Annotated in this window: 11 protein-coding genes and 1 tRNA gene; 1 reads left to right on the forward strand and 11 read right to left on the reverse strand. The window is 59.0% G+C overall.

The annotated features are described in order from the left end of the window. Positions 1 to 113: 113 nt before the first annotated feature. The 8 genes from DW151_RS06030 to DW151_RS06065 all read right to left on the reverse strand — a co-directional run bounded on the left by DW151_RS06030 (position 114) and on the right by DW151_RS06065 (position 18,922). The gene (locus DW151_RS06030) at positions 114 to 509 is read right to left on the reverse strand and encodes a helix-turn-helix domain-containing protein (RefSeq protein ID WP_117564058.1); all 396 of its coding nucleotides are present in this window, start codon (positions 507 to 509) and stop codon (positions 114 to 116) included. Between the two features lie 454 nt (positions 510 to 963). Then, the gene (locus DW151_RS06035) at positions 964 to 11,631 is read right to left on the reverse strand and encodes a hypothetical protein (protein ID WP_118334908.1); all 10,668 of its coding nucleotides are present in this window, start codon (positions 11,629 to 11,631) and stop codon (positions 964 to 966) included. A 40-nt stretch (positions 11,632 to 11,671) separates the two neighbouring features. After that, positions 11,672 to 12,616, reverse strand: a complete 945-nt coding sequence (locus tag DW151_RS06040) for a hypothetical protein (RefSeq protein ID WP_118237305.1) — start codon at positions 12,614 to 12,616, stop codon at positions 11,672 to 11,674. Between the two features lie 14 nt (positions 12,617 to 12,630). Next, the gene (locus DW151_RS06045) at positions 12,631 to 13,470 is read right to left on the reverse strand and encodes a hypothetical protein (RefSeq protein ID WP_118237303.1); all 840 of its coding nucleotides are present in this window, start codon (positions 13,468 to 13,470) and stop codon (positions 12,631 to 12,633) included. Then, positions 13,471 to 14,520 (reverse strand): hypothetical protein, encoded by a 1,050-nt coding sequence (locus DW151_RS06050; protein ID WP_147351769.1) that lies wholly within the window; start codon positions 14,518 to 14,520, stop codon positions 13,471 to 13,473. It abuts the gene before it with no gap. A 285-nt stretch (positions 14,521 to 14,805) separates the two neighbouring features. Beyond that, complete coding sequence (locus tag DW151_RS06055; RefSeq protein ID WP_118237299.1) at positions 14,806 to 16,110, reverse strand: ATP-binding protein; 1,305 nt, start codon at positions 16,108 to 16,110, stop codon at positions 14,806 to 14,808. A gap of 256 nt (positions 16,111 to 16,366) precedes the next feature. Next, a complete protein-coding gene (gene bilR / locus DW151_RS06060; protein WP_233543361.1) occupies positions 16,367 to 18,397 on the reverse strand; it encodes a bilirubin reductase, long form in 2,031 nt (676 codons plus the stop codon). A 448-nt stretch (positions 18,398 to 18,845) separates the two neighbouring features. Then, positions 18,846 to 18,922 (reverse strand) — tRNA-Met (locus DW151_RS06065). Positions 18,923 to 19,118: 196 nt separating this feature from the next. Between DW151_RS06065 and DW151_RS06070 the strand changes: the two genes are divergently transcribed. Then, a complete protein-coding gene (locus tag DW151_RS06070; RefSeq protein WP_158571664.1) occupies positions 19,119 to 19,892 on the forward strand; it encodes a type III pantothenate kinase in 774 nt (257 codons plus the stop codon). Positions 19,893 to 20,176: 284 nt separating this feature from the next. Here the strand turns inward: DW151_RS06070 and DW151_RS06075 are convergent, their stop codons facing one another. The 3 genes from DW151_RS06075 to DW151_RS06085 all read right to left on the reverse strand — a co-directional run bounded on the left by DW151_RS06075 (position 20,177) and on the right by DW151_RS06085 (position 23,460). Further along, positions 20,177 to 20,878 (reverse strand): hypothetical protein, encoded by a 702-nt coding sequence (locus DW151_RS06075; RefSeq protein ID WP_118334913.1) that lies wholly within the window; start codon positions 20,876 to 20,878, stop codon positions 20,177 to 20,179. After that, positions 20,879 to 22,612, reverse strand: a complete 1,734-nt coding sequence (gene folP, locus DW151_RS06080) for a dihydropteroate synthase (RefSeq protein ID WP_118334914.1) — start codon at positions 22,610 to 22,612, stop codon at positions 20,879 to 20,881. A 95-nt stretch (positions 22,613 to 22,707) separates the two neighbouring features. Further along, complete coding sequence (locus DW151_RS06085) at positions 22,708 to 23,460, reverse strand: NAD-dependent protein deacylase (RefSeq protein ID WP_118334916.1); 753 nt, start codon at positions 23,458 to 23,460, stop codon at positions 22,708 to 22,710. Positions 23,461 to 23,492 lie beyond the last annotated feature (32 nt).

Raw genomic sequence — 23,492 nt, forward strand, 5'->3', positions numbered from 1 at the left:
GGCGGGTTTTCGGTCAACTGGGGAGTTTTAGGCGTACGGGGTAAGGGCACGCCCGCATTGGAGCAGAGGGGCGGCAAGAAAAATGCGCCCCTGTGGGTGCACCATCCCGTTTGCTATTCCGCCTTTTTAACGCGCGGCTTGCGACCGCGCGGCTTATCGACCAGTGCGGACTCACCGCTCTCGCGGTACTGACGGCACCAAGCCTTGACCGAAGACTCGCTAGGAATCTTGTGCTTGATCATGGCCTCGCGAACCGTTAAGCCGTTTTCCAAGCGGTCCTTGACCACGGCGAGCTTAACTTCGTACGAATAGGTGTGATGATGCGAACCGGCGTTGAGAACGGCGTCGGCACCGCCCACGGCATATGCGCGGGCCCACTGACGAGCCGTGGCCTGGGGAATGCCGAGCTCCGCGGCGAGGGCGCGATGACCGACCCCCTCTTGGAGGACCTCGACGGCGCGCTGCCTAACCTCGGGCGCATGCGTGCGAGTCCTTGTTGCTTCCGACATACCTGCCACTTCTTAGCCTTAACCGTTAATCTGCTTTCTTACGTGCATGTTAGATAGTAGCATTTTGCTGTTTGCGCGTAACAGTTAATTGAAAATCGCACGGCGGCATCTGGGCATTTGCCATTAATTTGCAACAGTTCTTTAGGTTTTATTTACGCAGCTAGTTAGCTCGCGGCTCATTGACGGTGTTTTACCAACCAGATTGGTATCTTTTTGTTTGGCTGGTATGGTTTGTGTAATTATTAACCCCTCTTCAGCCCGCACCTACATGTCAACTTTCCACTTACTTTCCAGCTTTCCACCTAGCTTTCCAGCTTTCCACTTAACTTACCACCTAAGGTGGAAAGCTGGAAAGCTAGGTGGGAAGCTGGGGCAGCAGCAGGCCAGGAGAACAAGAAAAGGGGCGGCAACCGGGTGGTTGCCGCCCCCTTTGCGAAGCCAGTTGGCTTCGGAACTAGTGGTCGATGCCGTTGAGGTTCACCCTCGTGAGCGTATAGGTCACATAGTCGGGCGATTGAGGCGTTGCGCTCGCCACGTCACCCTTAACCAGGCTCGCTGTCATCACCAAGCGATAGTTCGCGTAGAACTGCTCACGCTGTTCAACCTGCGTGTTGACCTTAACGGTAAAGGGCAGGCTAAACGTCGTATTACCGTTCTTCGTTTTGAACTTGCCGTTCTCCTTCGAGTCAGTGAAGGTGATCGTGCTACCGGAGGGAGCGACCGCGGCAAGCTTACTCTCCGTCACTGTTACGTAGTTTGAGATATCATCCGTTACGCTCTCATACGTGCCGTCGGTTCCGCGGCGCTGAAGCGAGAGCGTGTACACAACAGAGTCTGCGTTCGCAATTGCCTCGGCGGCGTTGCTGAGTCCACCCAGTTCATACGTGGCACCCAGACCAATCGTGCCATTCGCGATCGGACGCAGGTCGTCCACGTTAATGCCAAGCTGCGACTTATCTGGCGCAGAAAGCGTAATGGTCGTATCACCCGTGTCCATGCGATAGTATCCGACGTTACCGCGCTTCGTCTGCGTCAGGCTCGAGGTATTAAGGCCTTCCTTACGCGTCGAAAGCTTGGCGGTATAGGACATCTTGGTACAGGCGTCCTCGCCAGACTGCTTGGACAGGGAGATAACCTTGTTGCAGCCGTCCGGCGTAAGGCGAATCTCTTCCACTACCGTACGCACGGTAAAGGATCCGCCCGCTGCACGCTTGCGGATTCCGGCAAGGTCATGGTCGAGCGTGAGCCTCAGTGAGTCATCACCCGTATCCGTCACAATCTGTGTAAACGCAGGCGTCGAAGCGTCATACGGCTCCCAATCGCTGCCACTCCACCTGTAGTTCTGATTGCCGATGGCAACATAGAATTTAGCGATCGCCGAGGTTCCGCTCGGGAAACTACTCACCCCCGTCAGGGTATTGTTGGCGCCATACTTGCACAGTGACGTATCGAGCTGATAGAACAAAGAGTCCGAGTCAGCATAGCTCTGACTTGGGTTAAACGTAATCGTGTCGGTAACGTCAAGAGAAAGAACGTAGGCGGCGCCGTCCGTCGACTTCGAAACCGGAGTGCGCGCCTCCGGCTTCCCGTCGTTAACTTCCTGCCCGTAATTGGACAAGATGCTGTATGTCGATGCCGTACCGTTTTGATTATCGTCGCCACCGGTGCGCAAGACGTGATGCAGATTCCAAGATATGCGGCCACCCGAAGAATTCGAGTCAATAGACGAAGCCGCAAAACCGTTGATACTAGCTTGCGTCACGCCGTCGCCCGACTTGGGCACGTTGACAACTAGGTAGACGCTCTCCGATGCACGCTTCTCTCTGCCGGTATCCTTCTCCTTAGGTACCTTTAGCGTATAGCGGCTGTTGCTGGGAACGTCAGCACCCGCAACCTTAAACAGCGTCCACTTGCCATCGAGTTTCGCTTTAGCGGTCGCCTCTGCCTCGTTATCACACACGGTCCATGTGCCGGCGCCATCCTGTGTGGCCGACACATCCAAAATCTCGCTCAGCCATCGCTCCTGATATGGATTGCCCGCAGAATCCTTAAAGCCGTCGTTTCCGCTCAGGGAAACGCTCGTTGCTCCGCCTTCGCCCACCGTATAGTGATACTCTCTGCCACCGGCCCGGCCGTCAACGTTCGCATCGATGAGCGTAAGCTGGGTGCCCTGGGGCAACCTTCCGTCGGCACCATTGAAGAGGATGCTCTTACCGAGCCCCTTCATCGAGCCGCCAGCAGCCATATAGCTGTCCCAGCCAAAGTCGACTTCCTTCCCATTGGCAGAATTGTATGTCCAGGTAAGCAGACCCGTCATCGGCTCGCCAAAGCTCGTAAGCACGTGTGCATCTTTTCCAAGGTTAGCGTAGTCTTTTTCTTTAAATTTGATGCCGTAATCATACGTTGCAGCGAAATCAATCTCGAGCTTGCGCTTAACGACGATCGGCACCTGAACGTTGTAGCTCTGACCCGCCTCGGTAAAGGTAACGGTCAGGAGCGTAAAGCGGCCCTTGCCGTTGTCCCAATCGGAGCTTGGGCTAAACGACATATTGTTCTTGCCGTTGTTCACTACGCGAAGCGTGGGATTGTTCGACGCGTCATCGTCCTTAACGAACACACCATCCTTGAGTTGGAAAACATCTGCTTTGGCCGTCACGTGCGGATTGGTGCCATTCTCGTTATTCAATCTGCAAGCGTCAGAGAAGCCGCCGTTCGTGATGATGTTTAGATAGCTCTTGGCCGTCGTATTATCGGTACCCGAGATCACCAAAACGGGAAAATCCGCTGTGGCTTGGTTGCTGCTTGTATCATTATTCGAATTGAACTTACTGGCCACGGATGAGGCATCGTAGCTCGACTTATTTTGATAGGCGCCGTTGTCATTAATGCCGCCGATATTCGTGTAGGTGTAGCGATCGGCAACACCGGTGCCTGCCTCGCTCTGGACGGTCGCCGCGGTGTCGATGGTGGCGCCGTCGCCAAACAGGTAGCGATCGGTGGTGTCGTTGTCGGAGGCACGCGCCGCCAGCGTGCTTACGGGGCTCGTGGTCACATACGGGCTCGCTGCCGTGGTGGCGGTATTGTCCGCGCCGTAGAGCGTGATCCCCTTGTCAGGTGCTTCCAGTGTGTCGTTATAGTCACCAAACGCGATATACGACTTCATGTTTACGGCGGCCGCATTGGTCGTGTAAACCATCGGCGGCAGATCACGCGTGGTCTTGCCGTTGCCGAGCTTTACGTTCACGCCCGCTGCGGAGAGGCTATAGCCGTTTGTGTCAACCTCGCCTAAGAGCACGCCCTGCTTAGAGCCCAATTTGTAGGTATTGCTGTCCATGAGCACGTTTACCAGATGGAACTGGCCGCGTCCGTCGCCCGCAATGCCGCCGTTGGAGGTTCCGCCAAACGTTGTGTTAGATACCTTTGTGTTGGTGACGTTGATGACGTCGGCACCGCTGTTAATCGCGCCAAGTAGACCGCCGCTCCACCTGCCCTTGATCGTGGCGCTCTCAATCGCGATATTGTTGCAGGCTATGTTCACATTGCTGAAGTAGTAGCCGATAAGTCCGCCCGAGCATTGGTCGGTGCCGGCAATGTTGATATTCTCGACGCTACAGTCCTCAAACCAGTACGTGTTGGGGCTGCCACTGCTCGTGACCTCGCCAATCAAGCCGCCCGCATTACGGATGCTATTGTTCGTTCCGGTGGCATCGCCGATGATGGCGCTCTTGGCATCGCCTCCGGCATCAATGCGCACGTTGCTTATAGAAATAACGCCTCTATAGGCGCTTCCGACCACACCGCCGGCGCCCATGTACTTATCGGTGTTCGACCCGGTGGCGAGTACATTTACCCCAGAGATGACTGCCGTGCTCGATGCGACGGCTTCCGTGATGCCAATTTTGGTGTTCACCGATACGTTACTGGAGGTATAACCGAACACGCCGCCCACGTAGGGTGTTGTACCCGTGGCGGTTATGGTCGAGTTTTTGCCAATAGTCTTCTCGTATACCCCTGTGGCCGCGGTTGTCCACACGCCGCACGGCGAGGCGATCGCACCCACATAGCCGCCAACGTACTTCTCGCCCGTGACGCTAAGGCCAGTGTATGAGCAGTCACAGAGATTCGCGGGCGCCTGCGTGCCGGAGCCGAAATTGACCATATAGGTCACGTCGTTATCCGTCCTTCGGCTGGTACGGCCCGAGCTGCCAAGAAGCCCTCCTACGCTCTTTGCGCCCAACACGGTGCAGTTCTTCATCTGTACGTTGCGGTAGACGCCACGCGTGTTGCCGTCGTAGTTGGCCGTTGCGCCCGCCAAAAGGCCGGTGCCGATGAGGTCGTTCGATGCCGGTCCCGAGGCAATGCTACCGTTGGCGTCTTTGTACGTGAGCGATACGTTGCAGTTACTAAAGGTGAGGTCTTTGACCTGAGCGCCGTCATTCGCGGTGACGCTCTGCCCCACATTGGTTGAGGTGAACATCACGGTGCTGAATAGGCCGCCCACGCCCGAGACCTTATAGTCGTCATCGGCATATTCGACGACGCCGTAAGTGGCATCTTTGGTGCCCACCGTGATGGTGGCCCCGTTGCCGTCGATCGTTGCCACGTGCGGCGTGATGCGGTCGCGATCGGTGGACGCCTCGTTCGAGCTGCAAGCATTGGAATAGTAACGGCCGCTGAGACCCACGTATCCCGTGCCGTAGCCAGTCATATCATAGGTGGCATTTTCCTTGAACTCCAGGCTCATGCCGATCGATTTCGACGCGCACACGTAGCCCGTTTGGTAGTCGGCAGCGTAGGACGCCACCAGGTAGGGCGAATTTACATCGTCATCATGGTTGAGCGGGCCGTGCCACCCCTGTTTGCCCGGGGCCTTCTGGTCATCGTTTTTGGCGGTTTCGAAATCGCCGGAAGCGCTCGCAGGCTTGCCCACGCAGTCGTAGCTGGCATTTCGCACCTTACCATATTCCTTGTTGCCAAACAGGTAGCCGTTTATCGCCGGGTCCTGCTTATCGCTGCCCCAGTACGCCTTGGAGCCGCGGAACACGCCATAATTAGCGTAGTCAGTATGTGCCGCTCCAGCACCCGCACCCGAGCTAATGATGGCCGAGAGCACCAAAAGGCCCTGGGCGTTTTCCACCGTGGTCACGGGTGCCTCGGCATCAGTGCCGATATACTTGTTGTCGGTGCCCGTGGTAGTGACGCAGGCAGCTCCCTTGTTTGTGAGCTCGTTGATCTTGTAGTTAGCGTTACCGTTTTCGACTTTGCAGCCCTCGCTAAAGGCATAGCCATCAATCACACGACCAACGTAGGGATTGTCGTACTGCCGGAAGTTGCCCGTTCCAAGACCCTGAGACTTGTCGCTGGTTCCAGCGCGCCAAGACGTCCCTGACATATTGCGGAAGATCACACCGCCGCCCGCAATGGCACCAACGTAACCGCCGATGGGAACAAGATGTGGCTTAGTTCCGCCACCAGCAACCGTAAAGCCGGTTGTGGAGTTATCGGGCGTTGTCCCATTCACGGCCACACCGTCGATAATGTTATCGCCGCCAAGGATGCAGCCGATAACGCCACCGAAGAACGACGTCGGAACACCGTCGGCATCCTTGGCAGAATAAGTAATAGTCGCCGACGCGTTCACATAGCGAATATTCAGATCGCGCACCACGCTGCCGTAACTATAGGGAATAAGGCCGCGAAGCGAACCCTCGTTATTCTCTATCTTGATGGTTGCCTTTTTATCACCTTTAGGGTTGCCAACGATGACGCCACGGAACGGGTTGGCTTTGTTGCCAAAACCGCCAAACGATGCGCCGTCAAGGGTGATCGTATTACCCCCGGTAGGTTCAATACTGTAGTACGCGCTTTGGATATAGCGGTGCATCATCTCGTCGGAAAGTGTGGCCGAAGGATCAGTGGTGTCGCCGGTCTTCTTTTCCCACTTCTTCCCAGTGTCTTTCGCCTGCTTATAGACGTACGTAACCTCATTGTCGGTTTTATTGTCGCTGCGGCGAGTACAGAGCGTACTCTGGTTGACGGCAATGGTGACCTCCCAACCGTCGAGCGCAGTTTGGTTGTTGATGTAGTTGGCGATGGCGTTCATCTCAGTCGCGTCCTTAACGGCATACGGATCGCCATATGTGCCGCATCCCTCTACCAGCTTTGGAATGCGCTGGTTGACTTTAATTTCATGATATTGGACGCCGCTCTCGGTGGCCTTTCCCTTATAAACATAAGGAAGATAGCCACCAAACCAAGGCCTGACGTCACCGTCCTTCTTACCATCAACCGTCACATAGCCGCTCACGGCACCATACGTCGCTTCGTCGTAATACCAAAGCTGCTTGCCCGGGTACTCCGTACTCCCATCAATCTCAGATCCGTATGTCACCTTGCCTGCATCGGCATCGGCATCGGCCTTAGTAAAGGTGTAGTCCGCAGAGCCCGTGCTCGTGCTTCCGTAGCCAAAACTCTCCAGCAGGCTCGCATGGGTGAAGATCGTTTTGTTCTTTTGGCTGGGCAAGCTGATTTGCTCAAACTTTGCCGTCACCTGATCGGCCTCACTGCCTACACCAAGCTTTCCGAACAGCGACGTAGCCGCCTTGGTGTCACTCGTGTACCCAGTAGTCTTGATATTCTTCGCGTTCAGGCTCACGTACTTCTGCATCTCGTTGATGAGCAGAGGCATATAGGCGTTAGCATCCGTGGCGCTGTTGGCGCCGTCGACAATCAGATTGTTGAGCGTAAGACCATCAATTGAGATCTTTCTAATCTTGGCGCCATTGCCGTCGCTGGACCCATACACGCAGCGGCACACGAGCGCGCCCGAAGAGCTTCCGCTTGCTCCATCAGTGTCTTCAGAGCTCTTTCCGTCATTAATAACGGGCCCAACAGTACCACGCAAAGTGACGTTTTTTACTGTGAGATCGCCGTTTGCCACCGTTCGAAAAAGACCGCAGTGCATGTTCTCGTGCTGGGTAGCATCGGAATTTAGCTTGTTGCCATTCTGCTCGGCCTTGATCTTGGAGTAACAGAAGGTAATGGTCGCATTCTCAACCGTCACCTCTCCGCTCGGCTGAGTGGGATAATAGCTGTAGCCGGCCAAATCGATTGTACCCGTTATGGTTATGGAATCATCGAGCCCTGTCGTGCCATTGGGAACGATTGTCGAACGAATACCTTCGGGAGCATAACGGTAAGCAGACCATAAGAGCAGCTTTTCCGCTGTATCGATTTGACTGCCACTAAAGCCGCCTTCACAATTCTTAGAGGCTATGTCGAGGTTGTAGAAGTAGCGGGTATTGCCGTTCGTATTCTGGCTTCGACCGAAAGACGAGCGATTATGGTAGCTGTTGTCTTTTGTGGCATCGCCGTCCATGTCCAGCTTGTTTTTCTGTGTGTGTAGCGAAACGACCGTGTTCCAGTCGGCGTCCATGAGCTTGCTGCCGTTGTTTGGTTTTACACCGCTGCCAACCCATTCATCGAAGGACGTTACGCCCGACGCAACGATGGCCCCCTCGCCGGTGGGCACCCTATAGGCGGTATCCCAATAAGCCCTGTCCTCCAAGTACAGGCCTAGGTAGCTCTCGACGCCATATGTCGTCTTATCATCCACCTTGCAGCCGCGGCAAACTAGAACGCCGAGCGTCTGAGCGGCGCCCGCATTAATGGTTGTGCCCGAGAGATCGATGGCATAGTTGTTGATAATCCAGTGGCCGCTCGCGGCGTATACAAGACCACCGAGTTCCTTGGAATCATCCGCAGTCGCGGTTATAGAAGCGTTGGTCGTTTTCAGAGCATAAGAGTTTTCATTCTTGTTAATGCTCTCATCTCCGATAGTTACGACCGCGTTGCCCCAGCTATAACCCAAGAAACCACCCGTGCCATTGAGCTTATCGCCGTTCCTGCCGACTTTCATTTCGAATGAATTGAACGAAAGGCCCGAAATGTTCACGTACTTATCAGCTGAGTTGGCTATTGTCCCTGCATTGTAGGTACTCTGTGCGATGCAGCCGATAAGACCACCGACTTGGGCAATCTTGCCGCCGGCGCAATCGCCAGTTTCGATTGATCCGGCGACTTCGAGGCCCGCAACATTGAATGACGAGCCATAATCGCCCGCATAACCAATGGCGCCGCCAATGCGACTATTGCCGTTAAGCGTTTTAGTTGCAGCGATGGTCGCTTGAGCCTTGCTGTTATCCTTAAACGCAACCGTAGAAGCCGCCAGCACGCTGCCCGCAATACCGCCAATGTTCACGTCATTGGCAAACGTATCATCGCACGCGATATTCGTTTTGCACGTTACGCCAGACAATGACAGGTTGCCGACGATGGCACACGCAAGCGACCCGGCATCGATAGCCGAACCGTTATCGAACTTCATGGAGCCAGCGATTGTGACGTTGGAGATGGTTGCACCGTTGACGGCCGCGAACAAGCCCAAGCGGCCGTGGCGGTAGATTTTGCCGTTGCCGTTGCTCGTGTTATTGCCGTCGAGCACGTCTTCACCACGCTTGCCGTACGCCTCGCCGACGGCAAGATTGATTGTGCCGCCACCGTTCAACGTTCCCGAGAAAACTTGCGAGCCGTCTGCACGATCCTGCGTGAAACCCGTCAGGCCCGTACCCTTGAGATCAATAGTGCCGTTCACCGTAATGGTCGAGGACTGCAAGCCGTTAAGGTTGTTTTCGGTAACGCCGTCAACCATCGAGTAGTAGCCGTTGGTTTGCCAGGTAATCGCAAGCTTGGCGAAATCCTCAGCTGTGGTTAGGGCGTAGGCACCGTTAGCTGCCGTCAGCGAATCCGGCAAGGTCAACTTATGAGTGTCCACATCAAGCTTAATGAAGTCGCCGCCCAGACGAACAACTTCACCGTAGGTCGCGATGTCGTCCGTCTTTGAGGCTGAGTTGCTACGCTTGAAGGTCCAGACCGCAGCGCCCTTGTCTCCCAGATCACCATTAGAGCCATTGCCGGCAGCGAAGATCAGCGCGTTGTGGTTCTCGTATACGAGCTGACCCGTCGTGGCGTTCTCGGCAAAACTTGCGCCCGACAGATCCGTGATGCCGCTGAATTTGATTACAGCATTCCACGCGGATCCCGCAATTCCCGCGGCACGGTTGCTTTGCGCCTTACCGATAGGATTGTCGCTTGTAAGTTTGAAATCTCGCACGTCAAGGACATTGCGCGTATCGACAACGCCCACGGCGCCACCGAACTTTCCGGTACCCGTTCGCGCCGAAGCATCTCCCTTGCACGCAACCGTCACGCCGTTGAAGACAACGGCAACGGGCTGCGAGTTAGGATTTGCGCTATCGCCAACATAGCCGACAACGCCGCCTGCGTCGGACAACTTGCTCGCAAGGTCAAACTCAATTGAGCACGTATTCTTATTATCTGCATCCTTTTCAACAACAAAGGCGCGCAAAGCGCCGTCGTCGTCCGTTTTCGTCGCGAACACCTTGCCGACAAGGCCGCCGTAGCTGCCGTTGACACTAACATCTTCTGGTAAGGCGAGTTTGCTCTTATACGTCCCGCCTTGCACCACGATGTCTCCATTAGAGATATCGGCCATGCCAAAAAGAGCGCCGGCGCGCTGCGACGCACCAAGAGTCACAAGGTCGCCCAGGTCGAACATATTGGACGTAACGGCAAATCCTTGCGCAAAGCTCACGTCGCCGATAACGCCACCAGAGCAAGCGCTGTTCTCGTCGCCAATATTTAGAGGACACCCAATCTGCTTATTATCCGCGCCCAGTGTGAGCACGGTCGCTTTACCAATAAAACCGCCGCTGGCAGTTGTGCCCTTGACGGTGAGCGCGTGTAGGTCGAGAGCTTTCGCGACGTTGACCATGGCACCCGTGCTCGAGCCAACGAGTCCTACAACGCCACCGGCGGAGCCGTTCGTAGACTGGACGGTGGCGGTGGGAACGTTTGCCAGAGTGCCAATGCTCAGGGTCGCACCGTCCTTGACTTCGCCTACGAGCAGGCCAGCGTTGCCAGAGCTCGTTTTGACGGCTCCGCCTGAGGTCAGATCGTTGGGGAACGTGACGGACTCAACCGTCAAGCTCCCGCTCTCGACCGTGTTGGCAATCAAGCCAATGTTGCCCGTCGCATTCGCGTTGAGATTCTTTCGAGAATCGGTGAGGCTATAGGTAACGTTCGCAGCAAGGTCGCCCGTCGTCGCACCCAGGAGGGGTGCCGTCAAGGCGGAAGTCGCATCCTTCACATCAACGTTCACGGGTTCCACGATGTCAACCGACGCGATGAGTGTCTTGCTCTCTTCGCCGTTTTCCGCACCGCTGACCTTCGAAGCGACCATCGGTGCGCTATAGCTAGTCGCGCCTACCCACTTTATCCTGACCGTTTTGTTTTGGTCAGACAGCTTGAGGTTATTAAAAACCGTCCGATCAGTCGTAAGCTCGACGGGACTATCAACGTCCCTATAGATCCTGCCTTCAAACGGACATTCATCACTGCCAAGACCCTGGAAAGACATGCCGTTATTAGCCGACTCGGTGAGCTTCGCATCGCCCGTGATGATAACCTTGATCTGCGCATCATAGTAAAGCGAAGCGTCGGCGTTAGACAGGACGGCGAACGCCTCCGACGACTTGACATCGAGGCTTCGGATTCCGCTCTCGTCGTCTTTGCGCACGATGCTTTCCGCGCCGTTCTTCTCGAGCAGCTCGACGAGCTTATTCAAATCCGTGATCGTCGCACCCGCCTGGGCATCAGCGTCCTCCGAAGTCGCATCATCGGCATCTTGCTCGGCGTCGTCAGTGGCGGCATCGTCAGCGGCATCGTCGTCTTCCGTCTGGTCGCCCGTGGAATCGGAACCCGTAGCGCTATCGGTGGTATCGCCTGCTGCAGCGTCATCCTTCGCCGCGTCATCCCCAGCACTGTCGCTGTCGGCGCCGGTATCACTCGACCCAGACCCGATCGTGACATCGCCGTTGGTCTCGCCGCCCTCGGCAGTATCCAACGCCTTCGCAGATGCGGCAGCAATCTCGTTCGAGATGTTCTGCCAGCCTGCCGCCACAGCAACCACCGTGGGCGAGCATGCTTGGAGCACCATGACCACCGTCATGAACTCTGCGAGTATGCGCTTTGCCGTTCTCATCGATTCCGTACCTCTTATCCTAAAAACTCTGCTTCCAGAGTTATTGAGTCTCCGTCGTGCCCGTCAGGGTAGTTCCACTCACGTTAATGCCCAGGTCACCCCAGCCACCGGGCGTTTTGCCGTCCGCTCGGTAAAAGTTGACGACCATCGAACCCGGCTCCATGGTGAACGTAGCCTTGCGAGCTGCAGCATCCACCGTCGCGCCATGGTTGATCTCAAAGAACGGGTCGATCTCCACGTTCTCCCCCCACCTAAGTTCGACGTTTGCCGGTGCGCCCGTAACCGTCACGCGGTAGTTGTACGCAGCGTAATCAGCAAACTTGCCAGCCTCATCGACCAGCGCGCCCTCGACCGCCGCGGTCTTGACCTCGGCCTTCTTTGACGGCACGACTTTCGCCGCCAGACAGGTGAGCTCGGTGCCGGGGCTCTCCTTCGAAACAACCATGGCCTTAATCACAAAGTAGGCATGTCCCAACTTGTCCTCAGGGAACGTCACGGTGTAGTCGTGCTTGGTGGGCTGATTCTCCGGAAGCTTGACGTTGCCGGCGGGTTGGGGCGCATAACTCCACGTGGTGCCATCGAGCCCACACCCCTCGACCGTTAAGGTATACGTCACGTTTTTATCGTTGCAGAAGTTGCTGTTGCTCAGCAAATAGTTATAGATGCTAAAGGTGAAGCTGCACTGCTTGTTGTTGGGATATACCGTAACGGAGCGCTGGGCGCGGGCAAGCTCGGCATCGCCGGGCGCGCTCATGTAGCCCGTGAGCAGGTCGCTCGCAAACAGGCTCTGAGCGGTGCCTGTCGCGGCGACGGACTTAAGAAATCCGTTGGCGATGTAGGCGGAATAGGTAAAGTAGCCACCCGCCACGAGCGCCACGGCACAAACAAGTGCGATTGCTGCCACAACCAGCTTATTCTTGACTAGGCTTTTGCTTTTTGCCAGCTGCTCGCACTCGGCATCCTGCTGATTCTCTTGCTTCTCCATGTGCGCCCCCTCTCCTACTTACCGCTCGTGTTGCGCGCTATCAGGTAGATCACGTCGGTCTCTTTGGTGCTCTCGTCCCACGAAAGCTTGATGATAAAGTTGAGTGTGTCATTGCCAGTCGAGCCGTCGAGCGTCTTGGCGTTGAGTTCGCTTTTGCCGAATTTCTTGTATCGGTAGAGCGGGCGCGCGTTGCGCTGGACGTTTTGATAGTCCTTGAATGTAGGGTCGCTTGTGCCCTCGCCCGGCACGGCTGCCAGGCCGTCGCCCGGGTCGTTAATGGGCGTGAAGCTCTTCAGCAGATCCGTTCCAGACATTTTCCAGCTATAGGGCTTGCCGCCCGCAGTGCCGCTCACGTCGGGAGTATCACCTAGGCCCGGATTCTCGGCTTTATACAGCTCGATAGTGAGACCTTTAATGTTGGTCGTATTCGCAAGCTGCAGCTCAAACCCGTCGCCGCCCGTCTGCACGCAAAACGGGCGCTTGAGCGTCACCGTGCTGCCAGTCTTGGTATCGCCGTATTCGGGGTTGTAGCTCAGGTCGATCTGCTCGGCTGCCGTAGCGTTGGGGCCCAGCACCTTGAGCTCTGCCGGCTCCTTGATCTTGCCGACGGTGGAGCCGCGATTGGCATCGACGAACCATCCGAGCGTCAATCCCAGCAACACGAGAAGCACGGCCACCAGACCCACGATGGCCAGGGATTCGCGACGGTGGTCGCTCACCCAAGCCTTGATGCGCTCGATGCGGCCAGCCGGACGCGCTTCGCCGTGCGAGCCGAACCCGTTGCCGCCGGGGTTTGCCGCTCCTTCGTTGTGTTTGATATCGCCCTGCTCGCGGGCATTAAGCTGCTCGTCCATTTATTTATCCGCCTCCTTGGCGGTGAAGCGCACGCGAATGTACTTGACGTTCTTGCCGATAATCTCGTCGGCGTTGTTGTAATAATTGGCGCAGGTCTCCACATCCGCAGAGGACATGCCGGCTCCGACAGGCGGAACCGCGCTAGGCGCCTGACCTGGCACGCTCGTGCTATCGGCGCGGAAATAGCGCGCGTGGTTATTGTTGATGTCGCCGACGAGGGTTGTGTATCCCCCCTCGTCGCCTGTGTTAGCGAAAAGGTTGCCACCGTAGCCGGCGTTGCCCGTGTGAACATAGCTCTTGAACTGCTCCGGCCAAATCCAGTAGAGGGTTTTGGTGACGGTTTCGGTCGTGCTATTTGAGTCCGCAGCGTAAAAGCTCGACTTTGGGATGGTAAAGCTCTGCGTAATGACGGTGACGCTGGCCCCGTCCTGGGTCACCGTGGTGGTCGTAGGGACCAGCGGATTCGAGTAAAAGCCAGAGGCGTCTTTGCCCTGAAAAACCAGGATATGACCGCGCACCAAATCTTTAAGCGAGTTGATGATCTCTTCGTTTTTCGATGCATCCGCAGCAGTGCCGCCCGTGCCCGCAACGCTCGTCTGAACAGAAATTTCCCAGGTCATCTCCACCGTGATATCGTGCAGGTCATTGCAGAGCGGCCTGACGTTGAGCTGGAGCTGGCCGGCCGACCCCGGAGAGAGACCGCCATCGGCGCTCATGTTATTGAGGTTGAAAAGATTGTTCACGGCAAGGCTTGTACTGTCCGACGCGTAGTTGTCCTGAGTGTCGTACTTACCCGCCGTGCCGCCCTGCGTTCCCGAGAGCACAAACCGCGGGCCCTTCGCCGCGATCGTGCTCCCCGTGGCACTCACTCGGTTATTCGCGGCAAACCAGGCCAGGCATGCAAAGATGGCAACGATGGCGGCCAGCACAAACAGACCGCTCACCAGGAAATCCTTCCAGAAATCCTTGAGGGTCCGCGCGTGCTCGTCGGCAGCTTGGCGGTACTCGGCCGCCGTCTTGTGCTGCTGGAGCTCGCTATGTCGGTCCATGCCACTCATCGCTTGCGTTTGCCCTGCTAGCGGGCGTGCCATCCTTTCCGCTTGGTCGCGATCAATCCGTTGCTCGTAGGCATAGAATTCAGGCAGAATACAACACCATACGATAAGGTAAAAGAATAGCATTGACCTGCGGTTTGCTCCACAGCGCAAGCCTTAATGATGTCTTAAAGATTACGAATAGCAGCTTCTTCCATATGCCAAGGACATGGTGCAAACAAACCTGACCACTTGCACCAATCCGCAGCACCGGGCAGCGGGCACACGGCGTGCCGCCCCTTAACACCCCAACGCGCGCACGGGTATCGCGTAGATACCGTCCTCGACCTCGCGGGCGTACTCACCCACCCCCACAATCACGGCCATAAACTCCGGTTCGCGTGTGCGTGAACGAGGATTTCCACAGACCTTCTTGCGAACGCGCTTGAGGCTCTCGACGCCGGCGCTCGCTTTATCTTCACTCACCTTAATCTCAAAGGCGGCCCACCGTCCGTCGGCTAGCTGCACGATAGCATCGCACTCAAGGCCCGAATCGTCGCGATAATAGCGCACGGGCGTGCTATCCAGCAGGTCGAGCGAACGTGCGTAGACCGAAAGGTCGCGTATGACCAAATTCTCAAACACCAGACCAAATGTCTGCCAGTCGGCAAGCAGCGCCTGCAAGGACATACCTAGCAAGGCGCAAGCAAGGCTCGGATCTGCCAGATAGCGCTTGGGCTTGACGGTAAAGCGTCGTTTGTCGCGCGCGGCGGGAACCCAACCGGGGACCTCCTCGAGAATGAACATGCCTTTGAGGGCATCCAGGTACCTACGCACCTTGGTCTCGTCGGCAAACGCTGCGGGCTCCTCCTCGGCACCGAACATATCCATAAGAATCGTTTTATACGTGGTTGCCTGTCCCAGATTGCGCGCGATCGATGCAGAGACTCGACGAGCAATATCGGGGTCGAGACCGACCGCCGGAAAGCTGCTCGAAAACGTGGTGTTGAGATATTCGCGGGCGATGAGCTGGGCGTCAGCCGAAACCATATCGATCGCCTCGGGCCAGCCGCCGCGGCAAGCGGCTTCGACAAGCCCCGGTGTATCGCCATTGCACCGACAGGGCTCAAAACGATGCTCAAACAAGCCCGCCAGGCTCACCTTGCCGTTGGACTCGCCTGTCTCGGCAAGCGTCATGGGGTGCATGCGGACGCGGCCGATGCGGCCGGCTCCACTATGCGCGGGCGCCTCCGCCTTTGAGCCAAACGCAGGCGTGGCGGAACCCGTGAGGATATAGGCGCCGCGCGTACCCCGGGTGCGGTCAACCTCGTGTCTAACGTAGTCCCAAATTTGGGGAACGCGCTGCCACTCATCGATAATATGCGGACGGTCTCCCAGCAACATCATCGCCGGGTCGGCACGCGCGAGGTCGAGATTCTCGTCGACATACGAGACGGACGCCCCATGCTCAAGCGCGGCCCACGTCTTGCCACACCACTTGGTGCCTGCAATCTCGACCGCGCCAAAGACGTGAAGGTAGCGCTCGATTTGCGCATCCACGATACGTGGGATGTATCCGTCCCGATGTAGCCTCTCACCTGCCATGAGCCACCCCCGCAGATTTCCAGGTCCTGCTTTCTGATTCTTCTATTCCACTGTAGCAAATTCGGATTTTCGGGTAGTTGCGATTCGGATTTTCGTGTTCATATAGTTCGGATTTTCATGTTCTAAGGATTCGGATTTTCGGGTGCTCAAGATTCGGATTTTCTGAACCTGCTGGTCAGGGACACTCTATTGGCAAAAAGGCGGGGAGCACCGATACGGCACTCCCCGCCCACTCAATACGCGATAGCTTTCTTGCTTAGAGCTCGTTGGCCGCGTGATACGCCGTGCGAATGGCGCTCGCAATGTCGGCGGTGCGCTCGCCCGAGCAGTCGCCCACGCAGGTCACGGGCACCGTCACGCCATCCAGGTCAAACGCGTTGGCCTTGGAGCCCACGGCCATCACCACGTAATCGCAGGCGATCTTCACCGGCTCCTCGGGGCCGTCCTCGGTGGTGTGCACGGCCTCCACGCCCTCGTCGGTAACGGCGGTCAGGCGGGTCTTAACGTGCTGTTCCACGTTGTGGGCGGCGAAGTCGCTCATGATCAGCGGCAGAATGGTCTCGGACTCGCCCGCGGCAATCTTGTCGAGCATCTCGACGATCGCCACCTCGCAGCCGTGCTGCAGCAGGTACTCGGCAGTCTCGGTGCCCACCAGGCCACCGCCAATGACGGCGACGCGCCCGCTGAGCTCCACCTTGCCGGCCAGCACGTCCCAGCTCGAGACGACCTTGTCCGAGTCGGCACCCGGAACGGGGATGACCACGTCGTGTGCGCCCACGGCCACAATCGCGGCGTCGGCGGCGTTGAGATCCTCGGCCGTAGCGGCATGGTTGAGCTCGACCTTCACGCCCAGGCCGGGCAGAATCTTCTCGTAGTACTCGACCGAGCGCATGATCTCGTCCTTGCGCGGAGGCGCGGCTGCCAGCACAATCTGGCCGCCCAAGTGATCGCTCGCCTCATAGACGGTCACGTCGTAGCCGCGCTTGGCCGCCACGCGCGCGGCCTCCAAGCCGGCAATACCGCCGCCCACCACGGCGACCTTCTTGTCGCCCTCGCCCGGCTTGATGGCGATGGTCGCCTCGTCGCCGTTCTCGGCATTGAGCACGCACGAGATGTACTTGCGGTTTTGAATCGCGTCGACGCAGCCCTTGTTGCAATTGAGGCACTCGCGAATGGGCTCACCCGTGGCGGCCTTCAGCGCAATGTCGGGGTCGCACATGAGCGAGCGGCCGTAGGCGATGATGTCGGCCGCGCCGTCTTCCAGAATCTTCTCACCGGCCTCGACCGAGACAACGCGGCCGACGGTTGCCACCGGCACGGAGACCAGGGCCTTGACGCGCTCGGCCACCGGCAGCGTCCAGTTGTAGGGCATGGCGCCCATGGGCGGAATGGTGTCTCCCATGTTGCCGGTGTGGTTGGCCTGCGCGACCTGGATCATGTCGATGCCCGCGCCCTCGAGCAGCTTGGCAAACTCGCAGGCCTCATCGGGCTGCAGGCCGCCCTTGCCGCGCGGCGTGCCGTCGGGGTTCTCCATGATCACGGGGAGCTTGTACTCCACCATCAGCTCCGGTGCGGCTTCCTTAATGGCGGCGACGACCTCCAGCGCGTAGCGAACGCGGTTCTCGAACGAGCCGCCGTACTCGTCGGTGCGCTGGTTGAGGATAGCCGAGCACAGCGAGCCCACCAGACGGTCGCCGTGGACCTCGATGGCGTCGATCCCGGCCTGCTGTGCGCGAGCGGCCGAGGCGGCGATGGCCTCCTTGATCTGGGTGAGCTGCTCCACGCTCGCCTCGTTCACAAAGTGCTGCATGTCGTGGTGCAGCTTGGCGTAGGCCTGCTTGCGAATCTCGTTGGACTCGGCCATCTTGGCGGCAAAGGTCTCCTCGTCGCCGGCGGCCTTGGCCTCCTGCGCGGCCTTGGCGGCGGCCATGGAGCCCATGACCATGCGGCCGACGCCGGGGACGTCGTACTCGGGGTGGAACAGCTGCAGCGCGACCTTGGCGCCGTGCTTGTGGACGGCGTCGGCCAGGGCCTTAAACGTGGGGATCTGGGCGTCGGTCGCCAGCTTGGGCGTGGGGCTTGCGGTCATAACGGGAGCGACGTCGCCGATGACGATGTAGCTCACGCCGCCACGGGCCAGGCGCTCGTAAAAAGCCAGGCTGCGCTCGCCGATGGAACCGTCGCGCTCCTCGTAGCCGGTGGTCAGCGGCGGGAACATAATGCGGTTCTTGAGCTCAAGGGGGCCAACCGTAATGGGCTGGAGCAGCTTAGTGGCAGGTGCGGTCATGGACATTCCTCTCTTGTAGGCGCGGCGGCGATGTTGCCGCGTAGTTACAACGAGGATATGGCATGGGGGCACGAGGGCGCAACGGAAATCGGCGGATAGCGGGTAAGGGCTGGTGGATGGGGTGGGCCTGGCCGCGGGTTTGTCTCAATCTGTAACGGTAAGACCCTATTTTGCCGAGCAACTGTTACAGATCGAGACAAACCAAACCCGCCTGCTAGAAAATCTCAATCTGTAACAACAACTCGGCAAAATCCATCCCTCGTGTTACAGATTTAGACAAACCGTCCAGGCGGGGACTCAACATCTCAATCTGTAACACCTAGCCGCCCAAATCGGGTCTAGATGTTACAGATCGAGATTTTGTTTGAGAGGCTGAGAATTGGACCGAAAAACACGGTCTCGGAATAACAAAAAAGCTCGCCGGCTAGGCCGACGAGCTGCAAGTTCTTGGTCGCGGGGGCAGGATTTGAACCTACGACCTCCGGGTTATGAGCCCGGCGAGCTACCAGACTGCTCCACCCCGCAATGTCTGGGCGCCTCATGTGCGCAAGAAAGAATATTACGCGGGGGTTCGGTAAACGGCAAGAAAAATCTCGTAGAGCATAATTCCTTCATATTTAAACCCCTCAGTCCATATCACCGTAAACGAATCGCAGCCGAGCGCCGTCGACGGCGCGTATACAATGGTGCGCGTCCTTTTATGCCAACACTGGGAGTAGACATGCTGCTCGCTATCGATATGGGAAACACGCAGACGGCCATGGGCCTGTTTGACGGAGACGAGCTGGTGCAGTCGTGGCGCATGCCCACCGACCGCTCCTATACCGCCGACGAGATCCATGTGCGCCTGATGGGCTTCTTTAAGATGTACGACCTCTCGCTCGGCGCGGTCGACGCGATCGCCTTTGCCGGCGTGGTGCCACAGCTCTCGCGCGAGTGGCACGCCGTGGCCGACCGCATCGCGGCAGACGCCATCGTTATCGGGCCGCAGACGGCCGCGGTGACCAAGCTGCGCGCGGCGCGTCCCCAGGCCGTAGGTGCCGACCGCGTCGCCAACGCCGTTGCGGCCGAGACTTTCTACGGCGCGCCGGCAATCGTGGTGGACTTTGGCACCGCGACCAATATCGACGTCATCGACGAAGACGGCTATTACATTGGCGGAGCAATCGCGCCGGGCATCCGCATCTCCATGGACGCGCTTGCCGCCCGCGCCGCCAAGCTCGCCAGCGTGCCGCTCGAGGCGCCCGAGCACGCCATCGGCCGCGATACCGAGGAATGCATCAAGGTCGGCGCCGTGGTGGGTGCTGCCGCCATGGCCGAGGGCCTGGTCGCGCGCATGAAACGCGAGCTGGGCCGCGAGGACGCCACCGTTATCGCCACGGGCGGTCTCGCCGGCATCGTCGCCGATTCGACCGATGCCTTCGACGTGGTAGACGGCCAACTCACCATCAAGGGCATCTGCGAAATCTACCGCCGCATGCAGGAGCTGGGATAGAGCAGGGGCTTAAGTCGAGCACGCCCGATGTCACAGCCCCGCAAACGTTCGCCAAGCCTATTCCTCAAAACTGAAAATTTTTCAATTTTGAGGAATAGAGACTCCTCGAATACGCCCAGCGCAGAGATATCGTGCATGTTTCCTATTCCTCAAAAACGAAAATTTTTCAGTTTTGAGGAATAGCGCCAACGCGGCCATTCTCTCGGGTTGTGCAAAGACCCTCCCCGGCACAGGCCGAGGAGGGTCTTGTTGTCATCGTTATCTTTGGGCGCGGACGTCTCTCGTTACAGCCCGCGAATCCGTACGGCCTCGGGCGGAAACTCCTGCTCGCCGGCGTCGGTCTTGATGGTCGCGCGGCCCCAGATGTCCAGGCCCGCGAACACGCCCACCGCGAGTGGCAGGCCGTTGGGCGACACCGCCGCAACCTGGCGACCGAGCAGCGGCACCATGTCGAAGTACTCGCCCAGCACGGGAGCCAGCGGCCCGGCAGCGCCCTGTGGTGTGTTGGCGGCAACCGCCCAGGTGTCCACGCGGGTCAGCACGGCGGTGGCCAATGCCTCGACCAGCACCTCGTCGGCCATATCCACGCCAAGCTCGCCCAGCGCCGCACGTTCAATATCAACCGTCACGGCACCGAACATGCCCGCAGCACCGGCACCGCCGTTCACGGCAACACGCGCGAGCGACGTCTCAAACGCAGGCGCACCGCACACGATATTGCTCGGCCACTCAATGCCCACCTTGCCGGCAAGGCCCAACCCCGGCGTCGAAGCCGTGCCCACGAGCGCGTCCATCATGCCCATCGCGGCCACAAACGGCAGGCCGTGGAAGGCATGCATGTTCACATCCGGACGCACGACCAGCGAAAACGTCAGCGAAGCATCGCCCACGCTCCACGCGCACCAGCCCGCGGACACGCCCTCGCGACCCGCGTCACGCGCCGCGTCGAGCTCAGTGCCAGCGACTACAGCGTTCATCTCGATCATCTACATACGCCCCAATTCACCCACGATATGGCCCACGCGATCCTCGGGCTCCTTGACCTCGACGCCGTTGTAGCGGAAGAACCGCGCCGGGTCGTGCATCAGATCCTCGAGCGGCACCAGCACAAAGTCGCGCTCGCCGATCAGTGGATGCGGCAGGCGCAGCTTTTTGCCGCCGTGGGTCTCGCCGTCCATCCACAGCAGGTCCAGGTCGATGGTGCGCGGGCCGTTTGCCTTGGCCTTCTTGGAACGGTCGCGGCCCAGCTCGGCCTCGATCTTCATGAGCTCGTCAAGCAGCACCAGCGGAGCCAGCTCGGTCTTGATCTCGATGACGGCGTTGGCAAACGCGTCCTGGCGCGTCTCGTAGGCCGGCTCGCTCTCGTAGATGCGCGAGCAGTTGGACACGCAGGTGAGCGGGATCTCGGCAATCATGTCGCGCGCGGCGCGGATGTTGTCGCAGCGATGCCCCAGGTTGGAACCCACGGCCACAAACGCGCGGCGCGGCTGCGGCTTGGCAACGGCCCAGTAACCGTTCAGGAACTGCGCAAAGCCCGCAACGTCGTGCACGCGCACGATGTTGGCGCCGGCCTGGATGGCGCCCAGGCACACACCAAACGTGGCGGCATCGCGCGCGGCGGCATCGGTCACGCCCGAGACGGCGCCCACAAAGCGCTTGCGCGACACGGCGCACATGAGCGGATAGCCCAGCGACGCCATCTTAGCGGTCTCGCGCTGGATGACGATATCCTCGTTGGCCGTCTTGCCAAAGCCCGGACCGGGATCGATGCAGATGCGGTCGCGCGACACGCCGGCATGGATGAGCGCGCGGGCCTGGTCGGACAGAAAGCCCATGACGCGGCGCATGATGGGCGCCGAATCGGGCAGGGTAAAGCGGCGGAGCTGCGAGGTGGGCACATAGGCTTCCTCACGGCGGGCACTGCGGCGCATCATGGCGGCCAGGTGGTCGCTGGGCTCTGGTGCGACTTCGGTAGCTGCGGGCACGGCCTCGGGCGCAACGGCAGCAGGGGCAGCCTGCTCGGTAGCCGGCGTCTCTGACTCGGCAACAGGCTCGGGCGTGGGCTCTGATTCGCCAAACGGCAGCGAGGGCTGTACCACACCGCCCGGAAGCTTGGTCTCAACCTTGGACTCGCCCAGCAACTTGCCGCGACGGCGACGAGCGGGCTTCTCGGCCTCGCGCGCGGCCTCGGCGGCCGCTTCGCGTGCCTTCTCGGCAACAAACGCCGCGGCCGAAGTATCGAGCTGCACCGTCGCGTGCGTGCGGGCGGGTGCGGCGACCTCGCCGGCGTGCATTACGATAACGCCGCAGGTGCTCGTCTTAACGAACTCGACCATCTTGGGGTCGGTGAAGCCCGTTACATCGTTGACAATCGAAGCACCGCAGCGCACCGCCGCCTTGGCAACCGCCACATGACGCGTATCGATCGAGACGATAGCGCCCTCTTTGGCGAGCGCGCGCACGACGGGCAGCACGCGACGCGCCTCCTCGTCGGGGTTGACCGGGGTAAAGCCGGGGCGCGTGGACTCGCCGCCCACGTCGATGATGTCGGCGCCGGCATCGAGCATCGCCAGGCCGTACTCGATGGCGGCATCCGGGTCGAAGTGCTCCCCGCCGTCGCTAAACGAATCGGGCGTCACATTGAGGACGCCCATGATGCGCGGACGATCAAAGCTGAGCTCGTACTTTCCGCACCGCCATGTCTTGCTGTCGTTCGCCATGAACATCCTCCTAAAATGCCCACGCCGCCGAGCTTGGGGAGCTGGCGGCGGGGTCGCTTTGCACTCAGTCTTTCTATTGTATCCGCGCACACGGGCTAGAACGCAAACGCGGCCGCGATGTCGCAAGAAATCAGCAGGTCGGCATTTGCATCCTGATCGGTAGGCGCCAAATTGCAAATGGCCAGCGTATCGCCAGTAAAGTAACGCGTAAGGCCTGCCGCCGGATACACCACGAGCGAGGTCCCGCCCACAATGAGGGCATCGGCCGCGGCGATGGCGGCAACGGCACCGGTCAACACACGCTCGTCGAGCGGCTCTTCGTAGAGCACCACATCGGGCTTGATGCGACCACCGCACGCAGGGCACACGGGCACGCCCGCGGCGTCCTCGTGCTCGCGCGAGCAAATCCACTCGGCGCTATAGACCGCGCCGCACGACTGGCAAATGTTGCGATGGACCGATCCGTGCAGCTCGAACACGCGCTGCGAGCCCGCCATCTGATGCAAGCCGTCGATGTTTTGCGTCACCACGGCATCAAGCTTGCCGGCGCGCTCCAGCTCGGCCAGCTTGGTGTGACAGCGGTTGGGCTTAGCGTTAAGCGCGATCATCTTGGTGCGGTAGAAGTCGAAGAACTCGGCCGGATGCGCCTCGTAAAAGCTATGCGACAGCATGGTCTCGGGCGGATAGGCAAACTGCTGGTGATACAGGCCGTCCACGCTGCGGAAATCGGGGATGCCACTTGCCGTGGAAACACCAGCGCCGCCAAAGAAGACCACGCGCTTGTGGGTGTCAAACAGATCCGCCAGCGCGGCGGACGCCTGCCTGGGGTCCGATATTGCCTGCGTCATATGAGTCCTCCGTCCTTGTTGATCGGGCGGCG

This window comes from Collinsella sp. AM13-34, assembly GCF_003473055.1.
Classification (GTDB): Bacteria; Actinomycetota; Coriobacteriia; order Coriobacteriales; family Coriobacteriaceae; genus Collinsella.

What these genes read in the sequence shown, in the direction of transcription:
- DW151_RS06050 (WP_147351769.1), bottom strand. Translation starts at nt 14,520, where the DNA reads ATGGACCGACATAGCGAGCTCCAGCAGCACAAGACGGCGGCCGAGTAC.
- DW151_RS06075 (WP_118334913.1), bottom strand. Translation starts at nt 20,878, where the DNA reads ATGATCGAGATGAACGCTGTAGTCGCTGGCACTGAGCTCGACGCGGCG.
- DW151_RS06085 (WP_118334916.1), bottom strand. Translation starts at nt 23,460, where the DNA reads ATGACGCAGGCAATATCGGACCCCAGGCAGGCGTCCGCCGCGCTGGCG.
- DW151_RS06045 (WP_118237303.1), bottom strand. Translation starts at nt 13,470, where the DNA reads ATGGACGAGCAGCTTAATGCCCGCGAGCAGGGCGATATCAAACACAAC.
- DW151_RS06070 (WP_158571664.1), top strand. Translation starts at nt 19,119, where the DNA reads ATGCTGCTCGCTATCGATATGGGAAACACGCAGACGGCCATGGGCCTG.
- DW151_RS06040 (WP_118237305.1), bottom strand. Translation starts at nt 12,616, where the DNA reads ATGGAGAAGCAAGAGAATCAGCAGGATGCCGAGTGCGAGCAGCTGGCA.
- DW151_RS06035 (WP_118334908.1), bottom strand. Translation starts at nt 11,631, where the DNA reads ATGAGAACGGCAAAGCGCATACTCGCAGAGTTCATGACGGTGGTCATG.
- bilR (WP_233543361.1), bottom strand. Translation starts at nt 18,397, where the DNA reads ATGACCGCACCTGCCACTAAGCTGCTCCAGCCCATTACGGTTGGCCCC.
- DW151_RS06030 (WP_117564058.1), bottom strand. Translation starts at nt 509, where the DNA reads ATGTCGGAAGCAACAAGGACTCGCACGCATGCGCCCGAGGTTAGGCAG.
- DW151_RS06055 (WP_118237299.1), bottom strand. Translation starts at nt 16,110, where the DNA reads ATGGCAGGTGAGAGGCTACATCGGGACGGATACATCCCACGTATCGTG.
- folP (WP_118334914.1), bottom strand. Translation starts at nt 22,612, where the DNA reads ATGGCGAACGACAGCAAGACATGGCGGTGCGGAAAGTACGAGCTCAGC.